The 25900-nt window shown below is 64.8% G+C and carries 19 protein-coding genes, 1 tRNA gene and 1 pseudogene; 8 read left to right on the forward strand and 13 right to left on the reverse strand.

Features of this window, described 5'->3' with window-relative positions:
- Positions 1 to 40: 40 nt before the first annotated feature.
- Complete coding sequence (locus DVR09_RS06825; RefSeq protein WP_234041576.1) at positions 41 to 2407, forward strand: putative bifunctional diguanylate cyclase/phosphodiesterase; 2367 nt, start codon at positions 41 to 43, stop codon at positions 2405 to 2407.
- Here the strand turns inward: DVR09_RS06825 and purQ are convergent, their stop codons facing one another.
- Together purQ and purS are read right to left on the reverse strand one after the other, a co-directional pair.
- Positions 2408 to 3085, reverse strand: coding sequence for a phosphoribosylformylglycinamidine synthase subunit PurQ (gene purQ, locus DVR09_RS06830; RefSeq protein ID WP_115416274.1), 678 nt, complete (start codon positions 3083 to 3085; stop codon positions 2408 to 2410).
- Complete coding sequence (gene purS, locus DVR09_RS06835; protein ID WP_115416275.1) at positions 3085 to 3318, reverse strand: phosphoribosylformylglycinamidine synthase subunit PurS; 234 nt, start codon at positions 3316 to 3318, stop codon at positions 3085 to 3087. The genes purQ and purS overlap by 1 nt, the downstream gene beginning before the upstream one ends.
- 329 nt (positions 3319 to 3647) lie before the next feature.
- On the opposite strand from purS, the gene DVR09_RS06840 reads away from it, so the two are divergent.
- Positions 3648 to 5840 (forward strand): TonB-dependent receptor, encoded by a 2193-nt coding sequence (locus tag DVR09_RS06840; protein WP_234041577.1) that lies wholly within the window; start codon positions 3648 to 3650, stop codon positions 5838 to 5840.
- A gap of 57 nt (positions 5841 to 5897) precedes the next feature.
- On the opposite strand, the gene DVR09_RS06845 is transcribed toward DVR09_RS06840, so the two are convergent.
- Positions 5898 to 8780, reverse strand: a complete 2883-nt coding sequence (locus tag DVR09_RS06845; protein WP_162814872.1) for a M16 family metallopeptidase — start codon at positions 8778 to 8780, stop codon at positions 5898 to 5900.
- A 126-nt stretch (positions 8781 to 8906) separates the two neighbouring features.
- Between DVR09_RS06845 and DVR09_RS06850 the strand changes: the two genes are divergently transcribed.
- Entirely contained in the window at positions 8907 to 9788 is an 882-nt protein-coding gene (locus tag DVR09_RS06850) for a diacylglycerol/lipid kinase family protein (RefSeq protein WP_115416278.1), read from the forward strand.
- Here DVR09_RS06850 and purC read toward each other — a convergent pair whose 3' ends face one another.
- Complete coding sequence (gene purC / locus DVR09_RS06855) at positions 9789 to 10592, reverse strand: phosphoribosylaminoimidazolesuccinocarboxamide synthase (protein WP_115416279.1); 804 nt, start codon at positions 10590 to 10592, stop codon at positions 9789 to 9791.
- Positions 10593 to 10743: 151 nt separating this feature from the next.
- Here purC and DVR09_RS06860 point away from each other — a divergent pair, with 151 nt between their 5' ends.
- Genes DVR09_RS06860 through DVR09_RS06870 form a run of 3 tightly spaced genes read left to right on the forward strand, consistent with a single transcriptional unit; the run spans position 10744 to position 13759 of the window.
- The gene (locus DVR09_RS06860) at positions 10744 to 11886 is read left to right on the forward strand and encodes an 8-amino-7-oxononanoate synthase (RefSeq protein WP_115417838.1); all 1143 of its coding nucleotides are present in this window, start codon (positions 10744 to 10746) and stop codon (positions 11884 to 11886) included.
- Positions 11886 to 12506: a dethiobiotin synthase gene (gene bioD / locus DVR09_RS06865; RefSeq protein ID WP_115416280.1), complete on the forward strand. Its 621-nt coding sequence runs from the start codon at positions 11886 to 11888 to the stop codon at positions 12504 to 12506. Before DVR09_RS06860 ends, bioD begins: the two co-directional genes overlap by 1 nt.
- Positions 12503 to 13759 carry an adenosylmethionine--8-amino-7-oxononanoate transaminase gene (locus tag DVR09_RS06870; RefSeq protein ID WP_115416281.1) on the forward strand — a complete coding sequence of 419 codons (1257 nt, stop codon included), beginning with the start codon at positions 12503 to 12505 and terminating at the stop codon, positions 13757 to 13759. Before bioD ends, DVR09_RS06870 begins: the two co-directional genes overlap by 4 nt.
- 58 nt (positions 13760 to 13817) lie before the next feature.
- Here the strand turns inward: DVR09_RS06870 and DVR09_RS06875 are convergent.
- From DVR09_RS06875 to infA, 5 genes are all read right to left on the reverse strand, one after another.
- Positions 13818 to 13892, reverse strand: a tRNA-Phe gene (locus tag DVR09_RS06875).
- An 89-nt stretch (positions 13893 to 13981) separates the two neighbouring features.
- Positions 13982 to 14164: a DNA gyrase inhibitor YacG gene (gene yacG, locus DVR09_RS06880; protein WP_115416282.1), complete on the reverse strand. Its 183-nt coding sequence runs from the start codon at positions 14162 to 14164 to the stop codon at positions 13982 to 13984.
- On the reverse strand, positions 14154 to 15107 hold the full coding sequence (locus DVR09_RS06885; RefSeq protein ID WP_115416283.1) for a ribonuclease E/G: 954 nt from the start codon (positions 15105 to 15107) through the stop codon (positions 14154 to 14156). Before DVR09_RS06885 ends, yacG begins: the two co-directional genes overlap by 11 nt.
- Positions 15100 to 15675 (reverse strand): Maf family protein, encoded by a 576-nt coding sequence (locus DVR09_RS06890; RefSeq protein WP_115416284.1) that lies wholly within the window; start codon positions 15673 to 15675, stop codon positions 15100 to 15102. Before DVR09_RS06890 ends, DVR09_RS06885 begins: the two co-directional genes overlap by 8 nt.
- 6 nt (positions 15676 to 15681) lie before the next feature.
- Complete coding sequence (gene infA / locus DVR09_RS06895) at positions 15682 to 15939, reverse strand: translation initiation factor IF-1 (protein WP_011413465.1); 258 nt, start codon at positions 15937 to 15939, stop codon at positions 15682 to 15684.
- Between the two features lie 225 nt (positions 15940 to 16164).
- Here infA and DVR09_RS06900 point away from each other — a divergent pair, with 225 nt between their 5' ends.
- Positions 16165 to 18729 (forward strand): TonB-dependent receptor, encoded by a 2565-nt coding sequence (locus DVR09_RS06900; protein ID WP_115416285.1) that lies wholly within the window; start codon positions 16165 to 16167, stop codon positions 18727 to 18729.
- A gap of 4 nt (positions 18730 to 18733) precedes the next feature.
- Here DVR09_RS06900 and DVR09_RS06905 read toward each other — a convergent pair whose 3' ends face one another.
- The 4 genes from DVR09_RS06905 to DVR09_RS06920 form a co-directional block, all read right to left on the reverse strand.
- Complete coding sequence (locus tag DVR09_RS06905; RefSeq protein ID WP_115416286.1) at positions 18734 to 19513, reverse strand: esterase/lipase family protein; 780 nt, start codon at positions 19511 to 19513, stop codon at positions 18734 to 18736.
- Positions 19510 to 21108: a WS/DGAT/MGAT family O-acyltransferase gene (locus DVR09_RS06910; RefSeq protein WP_115416287.1), complete on the reverse strand. Its 1599-nt coding sequence runs from the start codon at positions 21106 to 21108 to the stop codon at positions 19510 to 19512. Before DVR09_RS06910 ends, DVR09_RS06905 begins: the two co-directional genes overlap by 4 nt.
- Positions 21109 to 21269: 161 nt before the next feature.
- Positions 21270 to 22391: a BaiN/RdsA family NAD(P)/FAD-dependent oxidoreductase gene (locus DVR09_RS06915; RefSeq protein ID WP_234041605.1), complete on the reverse strand. Its 1122-nt coding sequence runs from the start codon at positions 22389 to 22391 to the stop codon at positions 21270 to 21272.
- Positions 22392 to 22442: 51 nt separating this feature from the next.
- On the reverse strand, positions 22443 to 23726 hold the full coding sequence (locus tag DVR09_RS06920; RefSeq protein WP_115416289.1) for an APC family permease: 1284 nt from the start codon (positions 23724 to 23726) through the stop codon (positions 22443 to 22445).
- 79 nt (positions 23727 to 23805) lie between these two features.
- On the opposite strand from DVR09_RS06920, the pseudogene uvrC reads away from it, so the two are divergent.
- Positions 23806 to 25834 (forward strand): annotated as a pseudogene (gene uvrC, locus DVR09_RS06925) (excinuclease ABC subunit UvrC).
- Positions 25835 to 25900 lie beyond the last annotated feature (66 nt).

The following is a 25900-nucleotide window of genomic DNA, read 5'->3' on the forward strand; positions in this document are numbered from 1 at the left end:
CTTTACCCGGAAATAACTCTTTCCGGTTAACCGTGAGTATGTGAGCGAGCAGACTTCCTCTCCAGACAAGCGAAATAGCGCGCTGTCCATCCGGCAGGTCATCGGGCTCGATGCGCCTGCCGGCACCGATTGGAAGCTCGTGCATGGACAGCAATATGCTCTGTTGAAAGAGCGTGTGGTTGCCCGGGCCGTGCTCCATCTGGTCGGCTTTCTGATGGTCGCGGCGACGCTTTACGGGGCGATACCAGTCGCGCTTCTGGCCGCATGGGGGATCGGTCTGCTGGTGGCCGTGGGATATTCGGCACGCGCGGACATCAGGCTCGCGGATGCCGGAAACCGCAAGATAATCTATTCGGAAATGAAATCGCACGCCCTGATGACGGCGGGCAAGGGCGCGCTGTGGTCGGTCGGCATGATCCTTGCCGCGCTCTTCGCCGATATAGGGGCGATGGGTATCGTCTGGGCAGCGGCGGCTATGCTCGTGGTCGGGAGCTGTGCGAGCCGGTTCAGTGCTCCGCTAAGTTCGATGGCCTTCGCCGGCGCGGTCGGCATTGGCGGCCTTGTCGCGAGCCTGATGGCAATGCAGTGGACCCTCGCGGCGGTTGTGGTCGGCACGACCTTGCTCGCGACGTTTGGCGTAGTCGAAAGCGCGCGTGTCGCGGTCGCGGCGCGCCTTTCCGATTATGCCATGCAGGAAAAAAGCGAAGTGGTGTCCATGCTGCTGCGCGAATTCGAGGAAGGCCAGGCCGATTGGCTGTGGCAGATCGATACTCAGCGCCGACTGAAGGCGATATCGCCCCGCTTCGCATATGCGCTGGGCAAGGAACCGAAAGAGATCGAAGGCAAATCCTTTCTCCAGATGATTTCCGGCGATGGCTGGGAGACGGGTCAGTTCCCGCCGAGCCTCCACGATCTCACGGACAAGCTGACCCGCAGGGAGAATTTCTCCAATCTCGGCGTGAGGGTTTCCATCGGCGGCGAAGATCGATGGTGGGAGCTTTCGGGCACGCCGATCATCGACGAGTTGGGCAATTATCAGGGCTTTCGCGGCGTGGGGTCCGATGTGACCGAACAGCGCGAATCGTCCGAGAAGATCGAATTTCTGGCGCGCTACGACACGCTGACCCAACTGCCCAACCGGCGGATGCTGAACGAGGCGCTTGGCGAAGCGCTGGCCCATGCCGATCGATGGCGGTCGCGCTGCGCTTTTCTGATGATCGATCTCGACCGCTTCAAGGCGATCAATGATTCGCTGGGTCATCTGGTCGGCGACCGGATGCTTGGCGAAGTTGCCGCGCGGCTGGAGAGCCTTGTGGGAGATCAGGAGATTTGCGGGCGTCTGGGCGGAGACGAATTCGCGGTGGTCATCCCCGACGCGTCGGACAATGGACGCGTGGAATTTCTGGCGCGGGCCATTATCGAGCGTCTGTCCGAACCCTATGAGATCGAAAACCACGTTCTCTATGTCGGCGCCAGCGTCGGCTCAGCCATCGGCCCCCGCGATGGTAAGTCGGTGGAGGAAATGCTGCGCAATGCCGACCTGGCGCTCTATCGTGCCAAGGATCGGGGCGGCGGCATGCACCGGGAATATGAGCCCGCCCTGCATGCCAATGCGGAAGAAAGGCGCCAGCTCGAGCATGCGCTACGGCATGCGCTCGAGAATGACGAGTTCACGCTGCACTACCAGCCCGTGGTCGATACCCGGTCGGAAGATGTGGTCAGCTTCGAAGCGCTGCTCCGCTGGAATAGCGCCCAACACGGCTTCGTCAGCCCCGGCAAGTTCATCCCGCTGGCGGAGGATACGCGCCTGATCGTGCCGATCGGCACTTGGGTCATGCAGGAGGCGTGCCGGGAGGCAGCCCAGAGCTGGCCCGAGCATGTGAAGGTGAACGTCAATGTCTCACCCGAACAATTGCTCGAGCCCGATTTCGCCGCCACCGTCGTCCGCGCGCTATCCCATAGCGCCCTCGATCCGAAGAGGCTCGAGATCGAAGTGACCGAAAGCATTTTCATGCGCGACGCAAGTATCGCCCGGCAGGCGCTGGAACAGTGCATGGCGCTGGGCTGTTCGATCGCGCTCGACGATTTCGGCACGGGCTATTCCTCGCTCGGCTATCTGCGCAAGCTCAAATTCTCGACGATCAAGGTCGATCGAACCTTCGTGCAGGGCGCCGCGCAACACAGCCCCGAATCGATCGCCATCATCCGGGCGGTCGTCGCCATGGCCGAGAGCCTGGACATGACCACAACCGCCGAAGGGGTCGAAAACGAGGAAGAGGCAGCCATGATCCGCGGGATGGGATGCACCAAGATCCAGGGCTTCCACTTCGGACGCCCGATGCCTGCAGAGGATGCCAGCGCCCTGTTTTCGCGGCGGTTGGAGAACCAGCGGCGCGAACGCGCCTGATCAGGCCTCGACCAGCGATTTCACCGCGTTTTCGAACAGGGCAAGGCCGTCGGTCCCGCCATGCGCCGGATCGACCGCGCGTTCCGGATGCGGCATCATGCCCAGCACATTGCCAGCACTATTGAGAACCCCGGCAATGCCGCGCCGCGAGCCGTTGCAGTTCTCGACATAGCGGAACGCCACGCGGCCGTCGCCTTCGATACGGTCGAGCGTGTCGTCGTCGGCGAAGTAATTGCCGTCGTGATGCGCCACGGGAATGCGGATCGTCTGCCCGCTGTCATAGCCACCGGTGAACAGCGACTGGCTGTTCTCCACCGTCAGATCGACCGTGCGGCAGATGAAGTTCTGGCTGGCATTGCGCATCAGTGCGCCAGGCAGCAGGCCGGCTTCGGTCAGCACCTGGAAGCCGTTGCACACGCCCAGAACGGGCACGCCGCGTTCGGCCCGGCGCGCGACGCTGCGCATGATCGGGCTGTTGGCCGCCATCGCGCCCGAGCGCAGATAGTCGCCATAAGAAAAACCGCCGGGCAGGGCGATGAAGTCGAGATATTCGGGCAAGTGGGCATCGCCATGCCACACCCGCATCGGCGCGGTGCCCGAAACGCGTTCGATCGCAACCGCCATATCGCGGTCGCAGTTCGAACCGGGGAAGGTGATGACGGCGGCGCGGAAAGCCATCAGCCGACCTTCTCGATGCGGTAGTTTTCGATCACCGTATTGGCGAGCAGCTTCTCGCACATCTCGGTCAGCGCATCGTCGCCGGTGCCGTCCGCGACATCCAGCTCGATCAGGCGACCGACACGGACATCGTCGACGCCTGCGAAGCCGAGCCCCTCCAGCGCATGATGGACGGCGCGGCCCTGTGGATCGAGAACGCCGGGCTTGAGCGAAACATGGACGCGGATCTTCATGCGATGAGGCCTTTCGTGTTGGCGCGCCTATGGCGCAGCGTCCCCGCGCATTCAAGCTCCTCGCGCAGTTGCGCAGGAGATCGCCAGACAAGTGGCGTGCGGGCCACGCGCTGTCGCATGATTGCAACAAACGCAATGATTCTGTCGTACACCGCGCGCCGAAGCGCCTTTTCTGCGATCAATCTGCTATCGGACCGCACGGCACAGACAGCCATACCCCTCCAAATGCCCGCCAGACCAATGCGTGCTCAAGCAGGAATCCTCCTTTTCATGACCATTCGCTCTACCGCTACCCGCTTTCTCGGACCAGCACTCTCGCCTTTGCAACCTTGGCGGCGCAACCGGCCCTGGCGCAGGATGCAGACGTAACCGGTGCCCAAGAAACCGCCGCCGGCCAGCTCAACACCATCATCGTGACCGCGAACCGGCGCGAGGAAAACCTCCAGGACGTCGCCGTCTCGGCTGCGACCCTCGATGCCGACACTGTGAAGACGATCTTCGATGCCGGTGCCGAAGTGACTGCGCTCGCCGCGCGCGTGCCCGGCCTGTTCGTCGAAAGCTCCAACGGACGCGCCGCACCGCGTTTCTATATTCGCGGTCTCGGCAATACCGATTTCGATCTTGCAGCTTCGCAGCCGGTTTCTGTGGTGATGGACGAAATCGTCCTCGAAAACGTGACGCTCAAGGCCTTCCCGATCTTCGATGTCGAGCGCATCGAGGTGCTGCGCGGCCCGCAGGGCACGCTGTTCGGCCGCAACACGCCCGCCGGGATCGTCAAGATCGACACCGCCCGTCCGGGCGATGAATTCGCCGCCCGGTTCTCGGCCAGCTACGGCAGCTTCAATTCGCTCTCGCTCGACGGCGGCGTTACCGTGCCGATCGCTCCCGGGGTCGCTTCGCTGCGCGTCTCGGGTCTTTACCAGCATCGCGACGACTGGATCGATAACGGCTTCACCGGTCAGGACGATGTGCTTGGCGGTTATGACGAACTGGCCGGACGCGCGCAGTTGCTGATCACGCCCGACAGCCGCCTGTCGATGCTCGGCACCGTGGCGTTCCGCGATCTCGACGGCACCTCGACGCCGTTTCGCGCCAATATCCTTGGCCCGGGCGATAACGACCTCAACGACAATTACGACCGCGACACGGTGTTCTACGACGCCGGCGGCGGCAATGTGGCCGAATATAACGCGCTGATCGCCAGCTTCCGCCTCGATTACGAAGCCGATTTCGCCACGCTGACCAGCATCACGGCCTATGCCGAAAGCGACGGTTCGAGCCGCGGCGACATCGATGGCGGCTGGATCCGGCGTGATGCCAATGGCGATGTGATAGAGACCGGCCCGGGCTTCATCCCGTTCGAATCGGACACGCAGGATTCGATCGATCTCGACCAGTTCACTCATGAAGTGCGGCTGGCGTCGAATCCCGGCGGCATGATCGACTGGCAGGTCGGCATGTTCGTGTTCCAGAGCGATTTCGATGTCACCACCGTCGGCTTCGGTTTTCCGCCATCGGTCACCGTGCGCCACACCAACGATGCCTGGGCGACCTTCGGCCAGCTTTCGGTGCAGGCGAGCAACGCAGTCAAGCTCACCGGCGGCGTGCGCTGGACCGACGACAAGAAGCAGTTCCGGGTCGTCTCGCCTTCGTTCATCTCGGGGCCGGGCGCTCAGTACCGCATCGTCGAGGACGATCGCCTGAGCTGGGATCTTTCGGCTTTCGTCGACGTCGGCGATGATGCCAGCGTCTATGCGCGTATCGCCAACGGCTTCCGTGCGCCGACGATCCAGGGCCGCGACGTGGCTTTCGGTTCGCCGCCCTCGGTGGCAACTTCGGAAAAGATCATGAGCTACGAAGCCGGCTTCAAGTCGGAATTCGCCGGCCGGACGATCCGCCTTAACGGCGCGGTGTATTACTACACGATCGAAGACCCGCAGTTCTCCGCCGTCGGCGGGGCGGGCAATCTGGTGCAGTTGGTCAATGCCGAAAAGGGTCGCGGTCTCGGTTTCGAACTCGACAGCGCTTTCCAGATCACGCCGGACTTTTTGATCACCGCCGGTCTGAGCTGGAACGACACCAAGATCCAGGACGATGCGCTGGCGGTGGGCATCTGTGCGCAGTGCACCGTCACCGACCCGACCGTCGTGCTGTCGGGCAATACCCGCGCGCTGGTGGACGGCAATCCGTTCCCCAACGCGCCGGAATGGATCGCCGACGTGACTGCGCGCTATGCCTTCCCGGTGGGCGATACGGGCGAAGTCTTTTTCTTCACCGACTGGGCCTATCAGGGGAAGACCAACTTCTTCCTTTATGAAAGCGAAGAGTTCAACGCGAACAACCAGATCGAGGGCGGCCTGCGAATCGGCTACGCACGGACCGACGGTCTGTTCGAAGTGGCGGCCTTCGTGCGCAACATCACCGATGCCGACAATGTGAAGGGCGGCATCGACTTCAACAACAACACCGCCTTCGTCAACGATCCGCGGGTGTTCGGCATCTCGGCACGCGTCAACTACTGAGCGCGAACCATGGCGTGAGACAGCGGGCCGGAAGGAGCGATCCTTCCGGCCCTTTGCCTATGGCTTCGGTACGAGGCTTTCGTGCAGGATGCGGATCCGCAGAGCCGCGTCCGGGTCGAGATAACGCCGAGCCGCGTCCCGCAGCATGGCGGGCGTCACCGCGCGGATGCGATCCTCGTAGCTGCGCACACGGTCGAGGCGCCCGGCGCGCAATTGCGCCTCGTCGATCGCCCGCAGCCACCAGCCGTTCTCGCGGCGGCTGAGCGCGATCTTCTCGAGCAGGGGCGCGCGGGCGCGCTCGATCAGGTCGCCCGATATCGGTCCCTCGCGGAATTCGCTGGCGATCGCATCTACCACGGCAAAGACTTCGTCAGCCTGTTCCGGCGCGACCACGACCGATGTCGAGAAGGTCCCGAAATCGCGATAGATATGCGACATGTTCGAACTGGCGCCGGGCGAATAGGAGGCGCCCAGCTCCTCGCGGATACGCTCGAGCATTTCGAGCCGCATCACGCCGGCGAGCAGTTGCATCGTCGCCTCTTCCTGCGCGTCGTCGTCATCGGTGGTCGGCCAGATGGTCATCGCCAGCGCCTGATCGGGCGCACCCGCATGCGTCAGCACGTGCTCGCTGCGGTCGGCGGTGAATCGGGCAAGTCGTTCGCTTTCCCATTCATCGAGTGTCGCCGCGCGTGGCGGCAGCGCGCCGAAGGTCTCGGCAACTGCGGCAATGACGGCGTTGCCGTCGAAGTCGCCGACGACGGAGATCTCGATCGGGGCGGCGGCGAACTGTTCGGCGGTCAATCGGCGCGCCTCTTCCAGCGTTACGCCAGCCAGTTCCGCCTCGGACGGGATGCCGAAACGCGGATTGCCATCGGCTACCAACCGCGCCACCTGCGCGCGCGCGACCGCTTGCGGCGTCGCGTCGAGCTGGGCGAGGTAGGGCGGCAGGATCGCCTGCCAGCGCGTCAGCATCTCCGATCGCAGACCGGGATCGCTGAAATAGGCAGCGCTGAGACGCATCTGCAGCGGCAGGTCGTCCATGGTCCCGCTCCCACGCACGGTGAACTTGTCCTCGTCGGCATCGAAACCGTAGGCCAGTCGGCGCCCGGCGAGGATCTGGCGCAGCTCGTCATAGCTATGCTCGCCTAGCCCGCCGAGCGCACTGACCGAAGACAGGAAGCTCGCCTGCCCCATTTTAGTAGACGGCAGAGCCAGTTGTCCCGATCCGATCCGGATCGCATAGCGCAGACGCCCCTTCTCGAAGTCGGTAAACTTCAAGTTCAATCGAACATTGTTTTCGAGGCGGATGGTCCTGACACCGAGATCCTCGAGCGTCACATCCTCCGCAATAGCCGATGGTTCGCCGAAATCGTCATAGGCAAAGGCCAGCCCACCATGGTCTTCCGCTGCGGCGACAGCTTGCGCTGCTGAGGTTCGCCAGGCCTCGACGATGGCCCGCTCGGCATCGGGAATGGCCTGCTTGGTCGACACATGGATCAGCGGGTCGGACAGCGCGAAATGCTCCGCGAAAGCTTGCGAAACGGCTTCTGCGGTGATGTCCGGCTTGTGCGCCAGAAACAGATCGTAACTCGTTTGCGGAGTCACGAAGATGCGCTCGCGCCGGGCGGTCGACAAAATGCCCTCGGCCAGCCCGCGGTTACGCCGTGTTTCCTGCTGGCTGGCCGCATCGCGGTAGCGCTGTTCGAAATTGGCGAGCTGTTCGGCCAGTTCCGCTTCGGTAAAGCCATGTTGCACAGCGCGGCGCCATTCCTGCTCGCCCACTTCGAGCGCGCGTTGCCATTCGCCCTCGCGCGCCTGCACCCGCACCTGCGCCTGCCGCTGAATATCGAAGAAGTCGGAGGCCGAGGCCCGCCCGCCGATGATCGGTGCATCGGCTGCATTGGCGATACGCTGCAACCGGCGATTGACGATCGCCGTGCCGAGGGCGACAAGCCGTGAGCGATCTGTTTCGGCGATGATCGGCCGGTGTTCGACATAGGGTGCGAACCGATCGATCACGACCACATGCGGGACGTCGGGGTCGACGAAATTGGCAGCCGCGGGGCCGCGCGCCAGATCGACCTTGCCTTTCTCGACGTGGACGCGCGGCGTGGGCGGGGCCGCCCAGTCGTCGAAGCGCTCACGAATCCTCGCCTCGATCATGTCGGGATCGACATCCCCGACCACCACCAGCGCGGCATTGTCCGGCCGGTAATAGCGGCGATAGAGATCGCGCAGCACCCGGCCCGGTGCGCTGTCGATGATTGCCCCGGTCCCCTCGGCCCGAAAACGCTTTGCATACCGCGTGTCGGGAGCGACGAAACCGAGATAGTGCTTGAGGCGGCGGATCGCGAAAGTGTTGCGCGTGCGCGTTTCCGACTGGATGATCCCGCGCTCGCGGTCGACCGCATCGTCGGCGATGGTCAGTTCGCTGGCGGTTTCGCGCATCAGCATCAGCGCCGTGTCGACCAGTTCGGGATCGGTGCGCGGCAGGTCGAGCTTGTAGATCGTGTCCTCGAACCCGGTCGAGGCGTTCGTATCCGCCCCGAATGCAAGCCCCAGCCGTTCGAGCAGCTTGGTCATCTCGCCTTCGGGCACATTGCGCGATCCGTTGAAGGCCATGTGCTCTATCATATGGGCGAGGCCGAGTTCGTGTTCGTCCTCGTCGATCCAGCCGATATCGAAGCCCAGGCGTACCACCGCCGTATCCTTCGGCGTGCCGTTTTTCAGGATCGCATAGCGCATTCCGTTTTCGAGCAGGCCGAAGCGCACAGCCGGGTCGGGCGCGATATCATAGATTGGGTGGCCCCAGCCGGTGCTTGCCCGCGCCGTTTCGCCAGCTGCGGGCGCAGGCTTTTCCTGAGCGGCGAGAGCAGGGGGCAGCGCAAGCACGAGGAGCGGAAGTGCCGCGAGCACCGGGCGAAGCGGGGATACAGTCATGATACGGCACGCTATGGCCCGCAGGCTCCGAATCCAAGCCTGACATGCGGGCAAATCCGCCGAAGTCATGGCGACATCGGCCAACTGCATGGTTGCACCTGCCCGGCACCGCGATAGGACTGGCGCATGCCGGTTCTCGACCTCGTCTATAATTCCTTTTCGGGCAGTTTTCGCCAGCAACGGCTGACCGCGCTCGTCGCCGCGCTGGAGCGCGAGGGTTTCGCCGTGAACCCGCTCCCGTCGCGCATCGACGGGATCGATCTGAGCGGGAAGGCCGAGCTTGTCTGTGTCCATGGCGGCGACGGGACGTTGCGCGATACGGTGCAAGCCCTCGGGGACAGGGCGGGGCAGGTCCCGCTTTGCATCGCCCCATCTGGCACTATCAACCTCGTGGCGCGCGAATTGGGCTATGCCAAGCAGCCTGCAGCCTTCGCGCGGCAATTGCACGCGGCATGGGAGCGTGGCCCCGGTAGCTGGGTGAAATCCCCGCTTTATCGCCTGGGGGACATGCCGATCGTCGCCTGTCTCAGCATCGGGCCGGACAGCCAGGCGGTGGCGCGCGTGTCCTCCTCGCTCAAAAAGCGGATCGGGCGCTATGCCTATGTGGTGGCGATGATGCGGCAGATACGCGCCTGGCCGCGCGACCCCATGACCATCCGCGGCGAGCTGGCCGATGGCAGGCCCTTCGAATGCGAGGCCGAGGCCGCCATCGTCAGCCACGGCGCGCTTTATGGCGGGCCTTTCCGGCTTAGCCATCACGCCGCGCTCGAAGCGGATTCGGTGGAACTCATCACGCTCGGGCGCTCGACCCGGCTCGACACACTGCGCCTGGTCACCGCCGCGCTGCTGCGCCAGTCGCTCGCCGAACGCGGCATCGCCGATATCCGCACCTGCCGCCGGATCGCCTTCGACCGCTGTGTCACGCCGGTCCAGGTCGATGGCGACCACATGCCCGACTGCGCCTATGCCATCGCGCCGGGCGGGCTGGCGCTCACCTATGTCGTGTGACTATTTCTTCGGCTTGGACGGGGTCCTGAGCCGCCCGCGATGGGCGTTCATGTCGAGCACTTCGCCCGGACCGCTATCGTCGTTCTGAAGCAGGCCGAGCCGCCGCGCGACTTCCTGATAGGCTTCGCTTTCGCCGCCCATGTCGCGGCGGAAACGGTCCTTGTCGAGCTTTTCGCCGGTGTTGATGTCCCACAGGCGGCAGCCATCGGGGCTAATCTCGTCGGCCAGGATCGTGCGGCTGTAATCGCCATCCCAGATGCGGCCGAATTCCAGCTTGAAATCGATCAGCCGGATATCGATCGCGCTGAACAGCCCGCACAGGAAATCGTTTATGCGGATCGCCATGGACGACATATCCTGCATCTCTTCATGGCTGCACCAATTGAAGCAGGCAATTTCCTCTTCCGACACCTTGGGATCGCCCAGTGCATCGTCCTTGAGGCAATATTCGATCAGCGTGTGCGGCAGCAGTTCGCCTTCCTCGATACCCAGGCGCTTGCTGAGCGAACCGGCGGCGACATTGCGCACGACGACTTCCAGCGGAATGATTTCGACCTGGCGGACAAGCTGTTCGCGCATGTTCAGGCGGCGAATGAAATGGGTCGGGATGCCGATATGCGACAGGCGCGTGAAGATATATTCGCTGATGCGATTGTTGATCACACCCTTGCCGTTGATCGTGCCCTTTTTCTCGGCGTTGAAGGCGGTCGCGTCATCCTTGAAATACTGGATGATCGTGCCCGGTTCGGGGCCTTCGTAGAGGATCTTGGCCTTGCCTTCGTAGATCTGGCGGCGACGTGCCATGGGCGTGCATTCCTTAGCGCTTCAAAGACTTGCGCCCCGGCGACGGAATCGACTGGCGATTGCGGCTGCCGGGGCGAATGGTTCTGCGCATACAGAAGCGGCGGGACGAAAGCAATTGCAGCCGCGCGGCGCGATGGTTAGCGCATCCGCGATGCCGTTTTCCCCCAGCACGTTTCGCCCGTTCGCCGCGCAGCAGGAAGATCTCGCCGAACTCGCGCGCAAGGACCGCCGGAGAGTCCTCACCCTGCCGCGAGGCGCGGACTTTTCTTCGAACGATTATCTCGCGCTGGCGGGCGATGAGCAGCTCAAACGGGCCGTCCGGGCGGCAATGGATCGCGGCGTTCCGCTGGGGGCGGGCGGATCGCGCCTGCTGCGCGGCAATCACGCAGAGCACGAGCTGCTCGAAGAAGAGGCGGCGCGGTTCTTCGGCAGCGAAAGCACGATCTTTTTTGCCAATGGCTACACGGCCAACAGCGCTTTGCTGGCAACCCTGCCGCAGCGCGGCGATGCGATCTTTCACGACGAGCTGGTCCATGCCAGTGCGCATGAAGGCATGCGGCTGTCGCGGGCGGTGCGGTTCGGCGTGACGCATAACGATGCCGATGCCTTCGCCGATGCGCTGGCCCGCTGGCGGCAGAGCAATTCGACGGGCACTGCCTGGATCGCGGTGGAAACGCTTTACAGCATGGATGGCGACCGTGCGCCGCTGGGCGCGCTGGCCGAACTGGCGGACCGTCATGGCGCGATCCTGCTTGCCGACGATGCCCATGCCACCGGCGTGTTCGGCGAAGGCGGCAGGGGGCTGGCGGACAGCCTCGCCGGGCGGGACAATGCCATCGTATTGCGCACTTGCGGCAAGGCGCTGGGCAGCGAGGGCGCGCTGCTTTGCGGGCCGCGCGTCATGCGCGACCATCTCGTCAATCGTGCTCGCGCCTTCATCTTCTCGACCGCGCCATCGCCGCTGATCGCGTCCTGCGTGCGCGAAGCGCTGAGGATCGTCGAGGACGAACCCGAACGCCGTAGCGCGCTCGCCGAACTGATGTCCTATGGTGCCGACCGGCTGGCACCCTTCGGCGTTTCGGCCAGCGGATCGCAGATCATGCCGCTGGTGCTGGGCGATGATGCGCGGACTATGCAGCTTGCGCAAAACCTGCGCGAGGCTGGCTTCGACATTCGTGGCATCCGCCCGCCGACCGTGCCTGTGGGCACCAGCCGCCTGCGCATCTCGCTCACCCTCAATATCGGCAAGCCGCAGATCGATGCGCTGGCCGATACGCTTTCGGAGATTCTTTGATGAGCGCATTCGTCGTAACCGGCACCGACACCGATGTCGGCAAAACCGTCTTCGCCGCGGCGCTGACGGGCGCGCTGGACGCGCACTATTGGAAGCCGGTCCAGGCCGGACTCGAGGAGGGCGGCGATCGGGTGCAGGTCGCGCGGCTGACGGGATTGGCCGAAGACCGGGTGCTGCCCGAAGCCTATCGGCTGGCCACGCCGTGCTCGCCCCACCGCGCGGCGGAGATCGATGGTGTCATCATCGATCCCGACGGGCTGGCGCTCCCGCCCCAGCGGCCACTGGTGGTGGAAGGGGCGGGCGGCGCGCTCGTTCCGCTGGGGGGCGATTTGCTCTATGCCGACCTTTTCGCGCATTGGGGTCTGCCCACGATCGTGGTTGCGCGCACGGCGCTCGGCACGATCAACCATTCGCTGCTGACGATCGAGGCGCTGCGCGCGCGCGGCGTGGCCGTGCATGGGATCGCCTTCGTCGGCGAAGCGATCGAGGATAGCGAAGCGACCATCTGCCGGATGGGCGCGGTCGAACGGCTCGGTCGCTTGCCCATGCTCGATTCGCTTGAGCCCGACACGCTGGCCGATGCCTTTGCGCGCAATTTCGATCTGGCGGATTTCCAATGACCCAGTCCCCCGTCTGGCACCCCTTCACGCAGCACGGGCTGGGCGATCCTGTCACGCTGGTCACCCATTCACAGGGCGCGGCGCTTTATACCGCCGATGGTCGCCGCGTGATCGATGCGATTTCGAGCTGGTGGGTTACCACCCATGGCCACTGCAATCCGCGCATCATGGCGGCGATCGCCGCGCAGGTGCAGCAGCTCGACCAGATGATCTTCGCCGGCTGGACGCACCAGCCCGCCGAAGACCTGGCGCGCGAATTGTGCCGGATCCTGCCCGATGCCCTTACCCGCGTGTTCTTTTCCGACAGCGGTTCGACTGCGGTGGAGGTCGCGCTCAAGATGGCGCTGGGTTACTGGACCCATCGTGGGGAGAAACGCGACCGCATCGTGGTGATGGACCATTCCTATCATGGCGACACGATCGGCGCGATGTCGGTCGGCGCGCGTGGTGTATTCAACGCCGCTTATGCGCCGATGCTGTTCGACGTGGGGCGCGTGCCCTTTCCCGGCACCGATCCGCAGGCGACCCTCGATGTGCTGGAGGCGGAATGCGCGGCCGGAGCCGCAGCGTTCATCGTCGAACCGCTGGTGCTGGGCGCGGGCGGCATGCTGATGTATTCGCCCGATATATTGGCTGAGATGCGCAGTGTCTGCGCCCGCCACGGCACGCTGTTCATTGCCGACGAGGTGATGACCGGCTGGGGGCGTACCGGCACGCTGACCGCCTGCGAACAGGCTGGGGTGGTGCCCGACATCATGTGCCTGTCGAAAGGGCTGACCGGCGGCGCCGTACCCCTGGCGGTGACCATGGCGAGCGAACCGATCTGGGAGGCGCATTATTCGACCGATCGGACGCGGACCTTCTACCATTCGTCGAGCTACACCGCGAACCCGTTGGCCTGCGCGGCGGCGAATGCGAATCTCGCCATCTGGCGCGAGGAACCGGTGCTGGAAAGGGTGGCTGCACTGGGCGCACGGCAGCAAGTGCATCTCGATGGACTTTCCGGTCATGCGATGGTGCGCAATGCGCGGCGCTGCGGAACGATCGCCGCGCTGGAACTGGGCGATCCCGACGGTAGCTACCTGTCCGATCTGGGGCCGCGCCTGCTGCGCCGTTTCCGCGAGGCCGATCTGCTGCTGCGCCCGCTCGGCAACACGGTCTATGTCATGCCGCCCTATTGTATCGATGAACCCGATCTCGCGCGGATATGGGCCGAGATCGCTTCGGCGGCCGAGGATCTCGCGGCGCAATAGCGTGGCGGCGGCGCGCCGAACTGGCGGGGCTGGTATTCGAAAGGCCAGGGTAGCGAAGTGGTGCCCAGGGGCGGAGTCGAACCACCGACACGACGATTTTCAGTCGTCTGCTCTACCACTGAGCTACCCGGGCACACTGCTTCGGCGAAGGGGCTTGAACAGCCCCGCGAGCAATGAGAGCGCGCCTATGGCGAAGCTGGCGCGCCTTGGCAAGGGGCAAATTCAGTCTTCCTTGCCGCCGGTGACCTCGGCCGCGATTTCCTCGGGCAGGGCGGGGCGCCCGGGTACGGCGTAGCCATCGCCGAACCATCGGGAAAGGTCGTGATCGCGGCAGCGGGTCGAACAGAAAGGCGTGTGCTCTTCGCTGCGCGGTTTCTTGCAGATCGGGCAGGGCTTAGTCGTCATGACCCACGATCTGGGCGGTGGCTGCCTCTATCGCAAGGCCCGGATCGGCCTCTATCCGTACCGGCCGCGCGGTGCGGCGTTCAAGCTCGGTGAGCCATTCTGTTTTGAGCTTGGCCTTCAACGCAGGGTGCAGGGTGAGCAATGTCACGCCCGGCCCCTCGACCATTTCCGCGCGGCGCAGCGCCATACGGGCGGCCATCCCTACGCGCGAGGTGGCAAATCGATGCAGCAGCGAAGGCCCTTCGAGCCGTGCGACGATCTGGACGAAGCCGAAACCGTTCATGGCGGTGCGCTCGTGCGGAAAGTCGGAGAGCGCCTCTTCCAGCGCCTCGTCCACCGCTTTGCGATCCGCCTTGGTTTGAAGAGTGGGAAAATCTATCCCGATCATACCGCCGAGATCGAACAGCGGGAGCCAGTGCGCGATGGCAGGCACTGCGGCCAGCGCCAGTTCGCGCGGCGAAAGGTCGCCGTCGATATCGATCAGCGTCATCGCGGGGGTAACGGCGAACAGCAGCGAGCCTCCGGGGAATTCGACTTCGCCGGAGGATGCGGCATGCCACACATCTTCCCACGCGCCTTCCGGAAATGCGCGGACGGGGGTGCCCTCTTCGAAGCGGTCGGGGACGGGAGAGCCCGCATTGGCCACCGGCCGGGCGGCGGCAAGCTTGAAGCGCCCGCGTTCGGTCATGGCAGCGCGGGTGATAGCGAAGCGGTAGCTTGCGCCCTCGCTTGCATCGCGCGGCAATTTGTCCACCGAGACCTCGCGACCCGACGGGTGCTGTACCATGCCGCGCGCGCCGGATTTGCGAACCAGCTTGCCGTCGAACCCCGCGCCTGCATGAAGCTCGCCCGGCCAGCGCACTTTCGCGGCGATCGGTGTGTCGCCGCTCATCAGCAGGGCACGGCGCTCGCCGATGCCCTCCTCGACCAGCCACTCAGGCAAGTGCGAATCCGGCTGCCTTGAGCAGCGCGCGCGTTTCGTAGAGCGGCAGACCGACGACGCCCGAATGACTGCCCTGGATGCGGCTGATGAGCCCTTCGGCAATGCCCTGGATGGCATAGCCGCCCGCCTTGCCTTCCCATTCGCCACTGGCGAGATAGGCGTCGATCTCTTGCGCCGAGAGCCGCTTGAACATCACCACCGTCTCGCTCAGCCGCTCGCGGATCGTGCCGTCGGGCGCGCGTAGGGCAATCGCGGAGAGCACGCGGTGGCGGCGGCCCGAGAGAAGTTCGAGGCACTTGCGCGCCGTCGCCTCGTCCTCGGCCTTGGGCAGGATGCGGCGTCCGGCGGCGACCACCGTATCACCCGCGAGGACATGGCCGTCGTTCGAGGCAGCGGCTTCGGCTTTTTCGCGCGCCATGCGCTTTGCATAATCGCGGGGCAGTTCGCCCTTGCGCGGAGTCTCGTCGATATCGGCAGGATTGACGGCGGCAGGCGTCACACCGAGGCGCGCGATAAGCTCACGCCTGCGGGGACTTGCCGATGCCAGGATAAGTGTGGGCTGGCCCACGGTGGCTTATTGCGGGCCGGGGCCCTGACCGGGGCCGCCGCGACCGGGCATGAAGCGGTAGGTGATGCGCGCCTTGGTCAGATCGTACGGCGTCAGCTCGCACAGGACTTCGTCCCCCACCAGCACACGAATACGGTTCTTGCGCATCTTGCCCGCGGTGTGGCCGAGCACTTCATGGCCATTCTCGAGCTCGACGCGGAACATCGCATTGGGCAGCAGTTCCACCACCTTGCCGCGCATTTCGAGAAGTTCTTCTTTCGCCATGTAGTCTGTCGTATCCGTTCGCTTGTGCAGTCAGAGCGGCGGCCTTTAGCGATGAAGGGCGGAAAAGGGAAGCCTTCGCGCGTTTTACCTCATTTCGACGAGCTACCGTCCCGGCTCGACCTGCGACAAAGCGATACCGAAATTGGCCTTGCGTGTAGGCCCGACGACCTGCATCGACCGTATTGGAAGGGGGTGGACGATTTTGCTGTAGGGAAGGCTTGTTTCTTGAAATTGCTTTCACTTTTCGCATCGTCCCTTCTTGCTATTGGTTGGGCGAATGCGCTCCATGCGCAGGACACTGCCCAGGCAGCCGAGGCCGGGTCGGAAGAGGATGAGAGCATTCCCTTGCCCCCCGGCACCATCGTGGTCACCGGAGAACGCATTCGCGGTCAGCTTATTGTCGATCAGCCGCCGATCGCCGAATATGACAGCGAGGATATTGCGGCATTCGGCGCGAGCTCCATCGCCGACATCATTGCCGCCATCGAGCCGGCGACGGGTGGTGCGCGCGGTGGCCGCGGGGGCGGACGGCCAATTTTCCTCATCAACGGCATGCGCGTGTCGAGCTGGCGCGAGTTCCATTCCTATCCACCCGAAAGCGTCGCCAAGGTCGAGGTGTTTTCGGAAGAGGTCGCCCAGCGGTTCGGTTACGATCCCGACCAGCGCGTGGTGAACATCGTCCTCAAGAACGACTATGCGGCGCTGACGGTGGAGGGCGAGTTGGAGGCGCCTGCGCGTGGCGGTTACTGGCGCAACGAGGAGGAGGTAACCTACCTCAAGATTGCCGACGGGGCGCGGCTCAACTTCAATCTCGATGTCGAGGATTCCAGCCTGCTGACAGAAGCGGAGCGCGGGTTCACGGTCCCTTCCGCGATTCCCGGCGTCGTCGATGAAGCACCGTTCCGCAGCCTCCTTGCCGACACGTGGCAGGTGGAAGGAACGGCGAATTATGCCAAAGCCTTCCTCGACAGCGGATCCTCGATCAGCCTGAACGCAACACTGTCGCGCGAGGAGAGCATGAGCCTGTCGGGCCTGCGCGATACGGGCACGGGCGCGGACCCTATCGAGCGGCGCACCCGGACCGATGCGCTCTCGCTGGGCGGGGCCTACAATCGCAATATCGGATCATGGAAGGCGACCTTCACGTCGGATGCGGTACTGTCCAACAGTGATACCGAAATCGACCGGCGGACGGGCAGCGGCTTCGATACGGCGGAGACGCGGCTCCGCACGGTGGTCAACAAGGCGACTTTCACGGGCTATCCGGTCGAACTGCCTGCCGGTGAGATATCGACCACCATCGATCTGGGCCTGGACTGGAAGCGGCTGGAAAGCGCGGATACGCGGTCGGCCGTCGACGCATCGATCACCCGGCGCAGGCTCGATGGCGGAGTGAACGTCAACATACCCATCGCCCGGCGGGGCGGGGCCTGGGGCGCCATTGGCACGGCCAGCATCAATCTGGCAGGCGGCGCGGAGGATCTTTCCGATTTCGACCGGCTGGCCAACTGGACGGCGGGGCTCAACTGGTCGCCCTTCGACAAGCTGAACCTCCAGCTTACCCGCATCTGGCGCGAGGTGGCGCCCGACATATCCGCGCTCGGCAATCCGCGGATCGACGAATTCAACGTGCCGGTGTTCGATTTCGCCACCGGACAGGATGTGCTCGCCACGGTCATCACCGGCGGCAATCCGAACCTTGCGCAGGAAACCCAGTCGGACTGGAAATTCGGCGCCAACTGGCAACTGCCATTTTGGGACAACACCCGGCTCCAGGCCGATTACGGCATCAACCGCTCGCGCGATGTCACCTTGTCCTCTCCGGCCTATACCGCAGCCTTCGAACAGGCTTTTCCCGACCGGATCGAACGAGACCCGGCGGGCGAGCTTCTCGCCATCGACCGGAGGCCGGTGACATTGTTCGAAACCCGGAGCCGGACATTGAGCTTCGGCCTGTCGACGCGCGGGCGTATCGGCGGGTCGCAGGGCGAAGGGCATGGCCGCGGCGCGCGGGCGTCGGGCGGGCGCGGCCATGGCGGACCCGCGACCGGCGGAGGGGCACGGGTCGACGCCGAGCGTTCGGCCCGGATGCGCGAGGCGCTATGTGCCGAACCGCCTCGGCTCGACCGATTGCCGCCGCCCATGCTCGAACGGCTGCGCGGCGAAGATGGCGAGATCGACCAGAAAAGGCTGAAACAGCTCCGCGAGCGGATGTGCGCGGCCCGGTCGAATGCGCCCGATGGCGAAAACGCGGAGCAGCACGGCGGTGGCCGCGCTCCGGCTGCAAACCCCTTCGCCCGCCGCAGCGGCGGTGGAGGGCGCTATTTCGCCAGTTTCAACCACACGATCACGCTCGAAAACGAAGTCACGCTCGCGCGGGGCGGCCCGGTGTTCGACCAGCTCGACGGGTTCGTGCTCGGCAGTGGGGCGATCCCGAAACACAGCTCGCGGCTGGAAACGGGCCTGTTTCTGGATGGTTACGGCATGCGCCTGTCGGGCCGCTATCTCGGCGAAGCGGTGCTGCGCGGCAGCGGGGTGCCAGGGGCTAGCGATCTCTTCTTCGGAGACCTCCTGACCTTCGACATCCGCCTGTTCGCGAATCTCGGGCAGATTTTCGAACGCGAAGACGGCGTCCTCAAGAACTTGCGTATTGCCTTCAGGATCGACAATGTATTCGATGGCCAGCGCCGCGTGGTCGATGCCAGCGGCACGGTGCCCGATGCCTACGACCCGCGCCGGATCGATCCGGTGGGCCGCTATCTCGGCATCGACGTGAGGAAGGTATTCTGACCCGTCAGTGCAGCGCGCGGCGCGGGAAGAACAGGCTGGCAAGGCCCGATGCGCGGAACGGTTTCCACGCGCCTTCGGCCTGTGCAAGCCGGTCGGCGATGGCATAGACCGCCGCCGGGTTCACGCCGAGGCCGCAATGGCTGGCGAGCACCTCGATGTTCTCGCAATCCTCCCGGTCGCCGCATTGCACCGATCCGCGCCAGTGAACCACGCCGTCGGTCCGGGTGAGGATCGAGGTGGTGGGCACCGGGGGCGCTTCGGCCAGCTTGCGGAAATTGCCGCCGCGCATCGGCTCGGGTTCCTTGCCGTTGAGATATTCGAACAGACGCGCGGCATTGGTATGGCCGCGATCGTCGCTGATCGGCGAACCCAGGCTGATCACCCCGCGCACTTTTTCGGGAGCCATCTTGGCGAGTTCGCGCGCGAACACGCCGCCCAGGCTCCAGCCGACGATCGACACCTTGCCAGCCGTGCGCTCGTGCAACTCCTCGACACAGCCCATCATTGCCTCGATGCGGGCATTGTCGATGCGCACATTGCGACCCAAATTCCAGCCCGCCGCATCGTAGCCGAGGTCCGACAGCAGCGAACGCAGCGGCGCGGTCGAATAATCCGACGCCATGAAGCCCGGCAGCACCAGCACGCCATGCCCGTCGCCGCGCGGCAGGGTGGAGAGCAGCGGGCGCAGGGCATAGAAGCTGGCAAGCTCGCCAAAGGCCCGTCCCGGTTCGGCCAGCGTCAGCAGGCGGCTGGGCGGGCGGGCTTCGATAGCTGTTGTCGTCATTCCTTGGTCGGACCTTTCAGGGGATGGGCAGCCTTGGGTTTCGAACGCGCACGGGAGGCATGAGTGCCGCCCTTGGCGGGTTCGGACGGCTTCTTCTTGGGCGCGGCCCGCTTCTTGGTGGCGGGCTTTGCGGCGTGTTTCTTGGCGGTTTTCTTAGGCTTGGCGGGTTTGGCGTCATCGCTCGCCGCATCGCGCAATTCCTCGAAACTTTCGCGAATGCAGTCTGCGTAGAATTCGGGATCGTCCATCATCTCGCGGTCGGCGGTGAAGGCGATGGTCGCTTCCTCGGTATAGCTTTGCACAACATGCGCGAGGCCCATGCCGTCGGTCAGGCAGATCAGACCCATCATGCTTTCCAGCCGCGCGCCGGCCGAATAAATCGGCACGGGCGGGCCGGGCACATTCGTCACGACGGTGGTGAAGATAGGGCCGACCCCGCGATTGGCGAGGCTGAGGCGGGTATAGAGCTGCGCGCCAAGGCTCATCCACAGCGCGGGGCTGACCTTGCTCATCTCGGTCATATTGCGCGCGCCCATGGCGTCGGCCATCGCCTTGGAATTGGTCGTGCGGTTATGAACCCAGGCCAGCCGTTCGAGCGGATCGGCGATATGCGTGCCGAGCGGCGCGATCATCGCGGCCACCTGATTGCCCATCGCATTCTTCTCGCCATTCGAGCGGACCGAGATCGGCGCCATGGCGGTGAGCGACTTCTTCGGCAATTCGCCGTGATGGTCGAGATAGCGCCGCAGCGCCCCGCCGATAATGGTCAGGAAGACGTCGTTGACCTTGGCGCCGTCCACGGCCGTGCGGATCGCCTTGATGTCCGCCAGCGGCACGCCGACCCCCTCGACCACGCGGTGGGGGCCGATCTTTCTGTTGAACCGCGCCTTGGGCGCGATCATCTCGGTCGAGACGTCGAATTCCTTGGCCGCCAGTCCTTTCAGCGCCTTGGCGAGGCCCGGGGCGGCCTTGGCGGCCACTTCAAGCTGCTTGAGCGGATTGGCGATCGCGTTGAAATAGCTCTTGCCCAGCAGTTCGACCGGGTTGGGCACCTTTTCGGGCTTCCAGTCGTCGGGGCCGGGCGGGGGCGGTTCGTCGGGTGTGAGCGTGTGCGTCGCTTCCATCAGGTCGATCCCGCTCATCCCGTCGATCGCGGCGTGATGGACCTTGGTGATATAGGCATAGCAGCCCTTGGGCAGGCCTTCGACATTGTCGAGCCCCTCGACCACGGTGAATTCCCACGGCGGGCGTTCGAGATCCAGCGGGCGGGCGAAGATACGCGCGGCCTGGATGCACAATTGCCGCCAGTCTCCCGGCGCGGGCAGCGCAACATGGCGGACATGGTATTCGAGGTCGAAATCGGGGTCCTCGATCCAATAGGGATAGTCGAGGTCGAAGGGCACGCGCACCATGCGCTGGCGCATGGTCTTGGAGAGTTGCAAACGGCTTTCGAAAAAGGCGAGGATATCCTTGAAGCGGACGAAACCTCCGGGTGCAGTCGAGGGGTTGTAGATCAGGATCGATCCGATGTGCATCGGCGAGTTACGCGTTTCCAGCGCGACGAAGCTCGCATCCATGCCCTGGAGCTGCTGCATAGGGTCCTTTCGCGCTGTCGCCGTGCTGCGTGAAGGCAGAGCGGCATCCTCCTGTTTCGGCCTGCCTGTTTCCGCAGGTCCGAATGGGCGAAGGCTAGCACGTGACGGTTCCGCGTCAACTTGCCGCCCCGGTAAAGACCTGCCGTAGCGGGATCAGGGGCTTAGAGCGCGTCGCCCGCAGCCACGCCGCTGGCCCAGGCCCATTGGAAGTTGTAGCCGCCCAGCCAGCCGGTCACGTCGACCGCCTCGCCGATGGCATAGAGCCCGGGAAAGCGCTTTGCTTGCATGGTCTTGGAGGAGAGTTCGGCGGTCGAGATTCCACCCACAGTCACCTCGGCCTTGGCGAAGCCTTCGGTGCCGTTGGGGTGGAAGGTCCACCGCTTGAGGCGCTCTCCCGCGCTGCGCAGCGCCTTGTCGGGTAGATTGCCGAGATCGCCGTCGAGACCGAGCTTGTCCGCGAGAATGTCTGCCAGACGTGCCGGGAGCGCCTCGCGAAGCTGCGTGCGCACGCCCGATCGGGGGTTTCCGCGTTTGGCATCCATCAGCCATTCGGCGGTTCGCTCGGGAATGAAGTCGACGAACAGCGGCTCTCCCGGGCGCCAATAGGAACTTGCCTGCAGGATCGCGGGGCCGGACAGCCCGCGATGGGTGAACAGCGCGGCCTCGGCAAACCCGGTCTTGTTCGCCGTGGCGACGACCGGGGCCGAGACGCCCGAAATGTCGCGGAACAGCACTTCCTCGCCGCCCAGCGTCAGCGGGACCAGGGCGGGGCGCGGCTCGACCACCTTGAGGCCGAATTGGCGGGCGAGGTCGTAGGCGAAGCCGGTCGCCCCCATCTTGGGAATCGAGGGGCCGCCGGTGGCGATGACCAGCGCGGGTGCGGTGTAGGTGCCGGTCTGCGTGGTCACGGCGAAGCCATCGCCATGCGCGACCGAGGTCACTTCCTCGCTGCAGCGCACGGTCACATCGCCTTTCGCGCATTCCTCCAGCAGCATCTCGACGATCTGTTTGGCCGAGCTATCGCAGAAGAGCTGACCCAGCGTCTTCTCGTGCCAGGCAATGCCGTAGCTTTCGACCAGATCGAGAAAGTCGCGCGCGGTATAGCGCGCCAGCGCCGATTTGGCGAAATGCGGATTGGCGCTGAGATAGTTTGTCGGACCTGCGCCGATATTGGTGAAATTGCACCGTCCGCCGCCCGAAATCAGGATCTTCTTGCCCGGTTTCTCGGCGCGTTCGAGTACCAGCACGCGTTTGCCCCGCTGTCCGGCACGCGCGGCGCACATCAGCCCGGCGGCACCCGCACCCAGGATTATCGCATCGTAGCTGGTGGGCACTTATGCCTCGTCGATCGGATATTCGGGCTGTTGCCGTGCGGCGATGAAGTAGAGCAGCGTGCCCGCAGCAATGAAGCCGCCGAGCACCAGCCATGCCTGCGCTTGCGCCTGTACGGAGATGAACAGCGAACTGCCCACCGCGAAGATCACGCAGAACAGGTGGAAGGGCACGATCCGCCCCTCGCGATGCTCGAGCACGGGCAGCGCGAGGCTGGTCACGATATAGGTCACCAGCCGCACCAGCGTCCCCGCCACGGCCAGCACCTCGAAACCTTCCCACAGGCCGAACAGCACCGCCACAACGCCGTAGAACAGGATCGCGTTGAAGGGCGTCAGGAAGCGCGGATGGACATATTCGAACCAGCGCGGGAGCATGCCGCGTTCGGCCATGCCGTACATCAGCCGCGGCTGCGCGACGCCGCTGGCGAAATTGTTGGCACCGATGCTGAAACTCGCCGCGATGACGATGGCGAGCGAGCCGATTTGGCCCATCGATGCGCCCGCAACCCCGGCGAGTGCGTTGTTCTCGCCTGCGAACTCAGGCCCGATGGCGATGAAGGCCCAGATTATCGCCATGTAGAGCAGCGTCACCCCGCTCACCATGGTGACGATGGAAAGCGGCACGTCGCGCTTGGGGTTCTTGAACTCGCCTGCAGCCTCGACCACGCCTTCGAAGCCGATGAAGGCGTAGAAGGTGAGCAGGATGACGGTTTCGACCTCGCTGAATTGCGGCAGGGCCACGTCGCCCATCCCGCTGCCCGCAAACAGGGCGGAAACGACCAGCAGGCCCAGCGGCACTAGCTTGATCGCGGTCATCACGCCCAGCGTGCCGACCGAGGCGCGCATGCCGTAGAGATTGACGATGGTGATCAGCGCGAGGCCGATGCCCGCCGCGATCGGGGTGACGCCCGGCTCGCCCAGCCACGGGAAGACCGCCGCGAGATAGGCGATCATCACATGCATATTGGCCGCCGCGGTCACGATGGCGCTGGCATAGCGCGCCCAGCCCGCCTGGAAGCCGACGAAGCGCCCGAAGGCCGCCTCGCCATACAGAACCGAGCCGCCGCTATGTTCGAAGCGGCTGGCCATCCAGGCATAGCACAGCGCCAGCGGCAGGAAGAGGATCCCGCCCACCAGCATCATCCACGGCGCGAAATTGCCGACCGCTGCGACGAGCACTGCGGGCAGGGCGAATATGCCCGCCCCGATCATCCCGTTCAGCGGAAACAGCGATGTCCCCCAGAAGCCGACTGTGCGCGGCGGTGCGAGTTTGGTCCCGTCCATCGGGCGGGGGATGGCCGCAAACGCCGCTTTGCACAAGCGGCCTTTGCCTAAGCGGTTCGGGCGCACTATCTCCACCCCCATGTCGCGCAGCAAGGCAGGTTCACCCCACGATCCGAGAGGCAAGGAGCGGTTCAACGAGGACCGCGCGCGCCAGACCGTGGCCGGCGCGCAGCCCGATCTGGAAGCCGGAATCGCCGCGATCCGCGAGACGGTGAAGACCCTGAAACCGCGCCCCGGCGTCTATCGCATGCTCGATGCGCGCGGCGATGTGCTCTATGTCGGCAAGGCCCGCAGCCTCAAGGCGCGGGTGGCCAATTACACGCAGGTAAAGGGGCTGACCAACCGCCTCCAGCGCATGGTCAGCCAGTGCCGCGCGATGGAAATCGTCACCACCAATTCGGAAGCCGAGGCGCTGCTGCTCGAAGCGCAGCTCATCAAGCGCTACCGCCCGCCATTCAACGTGCTGCTGCGCGACGACAAGAGCTTCCCCTTCATCCTTCTGCGCTCCGATCACGCCTTCCCGCGCATCCAGAAGCATCGCGGTGCGCGCAAGGCCAAGGGCAATTATTACGGCCCCTTCGCCAGCGCCGGATCGGTCAACAAGACGCTCAACGCGCTGCAGAAACTGTTCCTGCTGAGGTCCTGCACCGACAGCTTTTTCAACAATCGCGACCGACCCTGCCTGCTCTACCAGATCAAGCGCTGCAGCGCCCCTTGCGTCGGGCGGATCGACGAAGGGGGCTATGAAAGCCTGGTGCGCGAGGCGAAGGACTTCCTCGGCGGCAAATCGTCGGCGGTGCAGCAGGACCTTGAGCGGCAGATGGCCAAGGCGGCAGAAGACCTCGATTTCGAGACCGCCGCCATCCTGCGCGACCGGCTGCGCGCGGCAACCTTCATCCAGGGCAGCCAGGCGATCAACGCGGCCGGGGTGGGCGATGCCGATGTCTTCGCGCTCGCGGCCAAGGGCGGGCAGGTGGGGGTGCAGGCCTTCTTCATCCGCGGCGGGCAGAACTGGGGCCACCGCACCTTCTATCCGCGCAACACCGGGGACCTCGAAAAGGAAGAGGTGCTGTCCGACGTGTTGCTGCAATTCTACGAGGAAGTCCCGCCGCCGCGCACCATCCTCGTCGATCGCGTCCTGCCCGAACAGGACCTCGTTTCCGAGGCGCTGTGCGAGAAGGCGGGGCATGGCGTGGCGATCTCGATCCCGCAGCGCGGCACGCGGCGCAAGCTGATGGAACAGGCGAGCCGCAATGCGGTGGAGGCGCTCGAGAGGCGGCTGGCCGAAAGTGGCACCAAGGCGAAGATCCACCGCGAGCTGGCGGAATTCCTCGAGCTGGAGGACGTGCCGCAGCGCATCGAGGTCTATGACAACAGCCATATCCAGGGCGACAAGGCGCTGGGCGCGATGGTCGTCGCCAGCCCGAAGGCTTCGAGAAGGGCCAGTATCGCAAGTTCAATATCAAAAGCGCCCAGACCAATGACGATTTCGGCATGATGCGCGAGGTGATGAGCCGCCGCTTCCGCAATCTGGCGGAGTTAGGCCCTCCCCTGAAGGGGAGGGGTTGGGGAGGGGTGTGCCCTCGTCGGCAGATGATGGACCCCCAACCTCTAGCCCCTCCCCTGCGGGGACGAAGAACAGCCACGAAACCGTCTGGCCCGACCTCGTCCTGATCGACGGCGGCAAGGGGCAGATGTCATCGGTGCGCGACACGCTGGCGGAGATGGGGATCGAGCACGTCCCCCTGATCGCCATCGCCAAGGGCCCGCACCACGGCCGCGAGGGGCGCGAGGTGTTCCATTTTCCCGACGGGCGCGAGAAGACGCTGCCGGTCAATTCGCCGCTGCTGTTCTATCTCCAGACCCTGCGCGACGAGGTCCACCGCTACGCCATCGGCGCCCACCGCGCCAAACGCAGCCGCGCCATCACCGCCTCACCGCTCGACGAAATCCCCGGCATCGGCCCCGCGCGCAAACGCGCGCTGCTGCTGCATTTCGGCACGGCGGGCAAGGTCCGTGCGGCCGCGCTGGACGATTTGAAGCGCGCCCCCGGCATCAGCGCAGGCGTGGCGCAGCAGATCTACGATTTCTACCACGCGGGTGGGTGAGAGGTGGAGCGTTAGCTCACGGCCCTCTTGCGGACCTGGGGCCTGTCCCCCCGGTGATTGGTGGAC

Source organism: Erythrobacter aureus (assembly GCF_003355455.1).
GTDB lineage: Bacteria > Pseudomonadota > Alphaproteobacteria > Sphingomonadales > Sphingomonadaceae > Qipengyuania > Qipengyuania aurea.

Coding starts and splice junctions, on each gene's coding strand:
- purQ (WP_115416274.1), bottom strand. CDS start 3,085: ATGGCTTTCCGCGCCGCCGTCATCACCTTCCCCGGTTCGAACTGCGAC.
- purS (WP_115416275.1), bottom strand. CDS start 3,318: ATGAAGATCCGCGTCCATGTTTCGCTCAAGCCCGGCGTTCTCGATCCA.
- DVR09_RS06845 (WP_162814872.1), bottom strand. CDS start 8,780: ATGACTGTATCCCCGCTTCGCCCGGTGCTCGCGGCACTTCCGCTCCTC.
- DVR09_RS06850 (WP_115416278.1), top strand. CDS start 8,907: ATGCCGGTTCTCGACCTCGTCTATAATTCCTTTTCGGGCAGTTTTCGC.
- purC (WP_115416279.1), bottom strand. CDS start 10,592: ATGGCACGTCGCCGCCAGATCTACGAAGGCAAGGCCAAGATCCTCTAC.
- DVR09_RS06860 (WP_115417838.1), top strand. CDS start 10,744: ATGCCGTTTTCCCCCAGCACGTTTCGCCCGTTCGCCGCGCAGCAGGAA.
- bioD (WP_115416280.1), top strand. CDS start 11,886: ATGAGCGCATTCGTCGTAACCGGCACCGACACCGATGTCGGCAAAACC.
- DVR09_RS06870 (WP_115416281.1), top strand. CDS start 12,503: ATGACCCAGTCCCCCGTCTGGCACCCCTTCACGCAGCACGGGCTGGGC.
- yacG (WP_115416282.1), bottom strand. CDS start 14,164: ATGACGACTAAGCCCTGCCCGATCTGCAAGAAACCGCGCAGCGAAGAG.
- infA (WP_011413465.1), bottom strand. CDS start 15,939: ATGGCGAAAGAAGAACTTCTCGAAATGCGCGGCAAGGTGGTGGAACTG.
- DVR09_RS06905 (WP_115416286.1), bottom strand. CDS start 19,513: ATGACGACAACAGCTATCGAAGCCCGCCCGCCCAGCCGCCTGCTGACG.
- DVR09_RS06910 (WP_115416287.1), bottom strand. CDS start 21,108: ATGCAGCAGCTCCAGGGCATGGATGCGAGCTTCGTCGCGCTGGAAACG.
- DVR09_RS06915 (WP_234041605.1), bottom strand. CDS start 22,391: ATGTGCGCCGCGCGTGCCGGACAGCGGGGCAAACGCGTGCTGGTACTC.
- DVR09_RS06920 (WP_115416289.1), bottom strand. CDS start 23,726: ATGGACGGGACCAAACTCGCACCGCCGCGCACAGTCGGCTTCTGGGGG.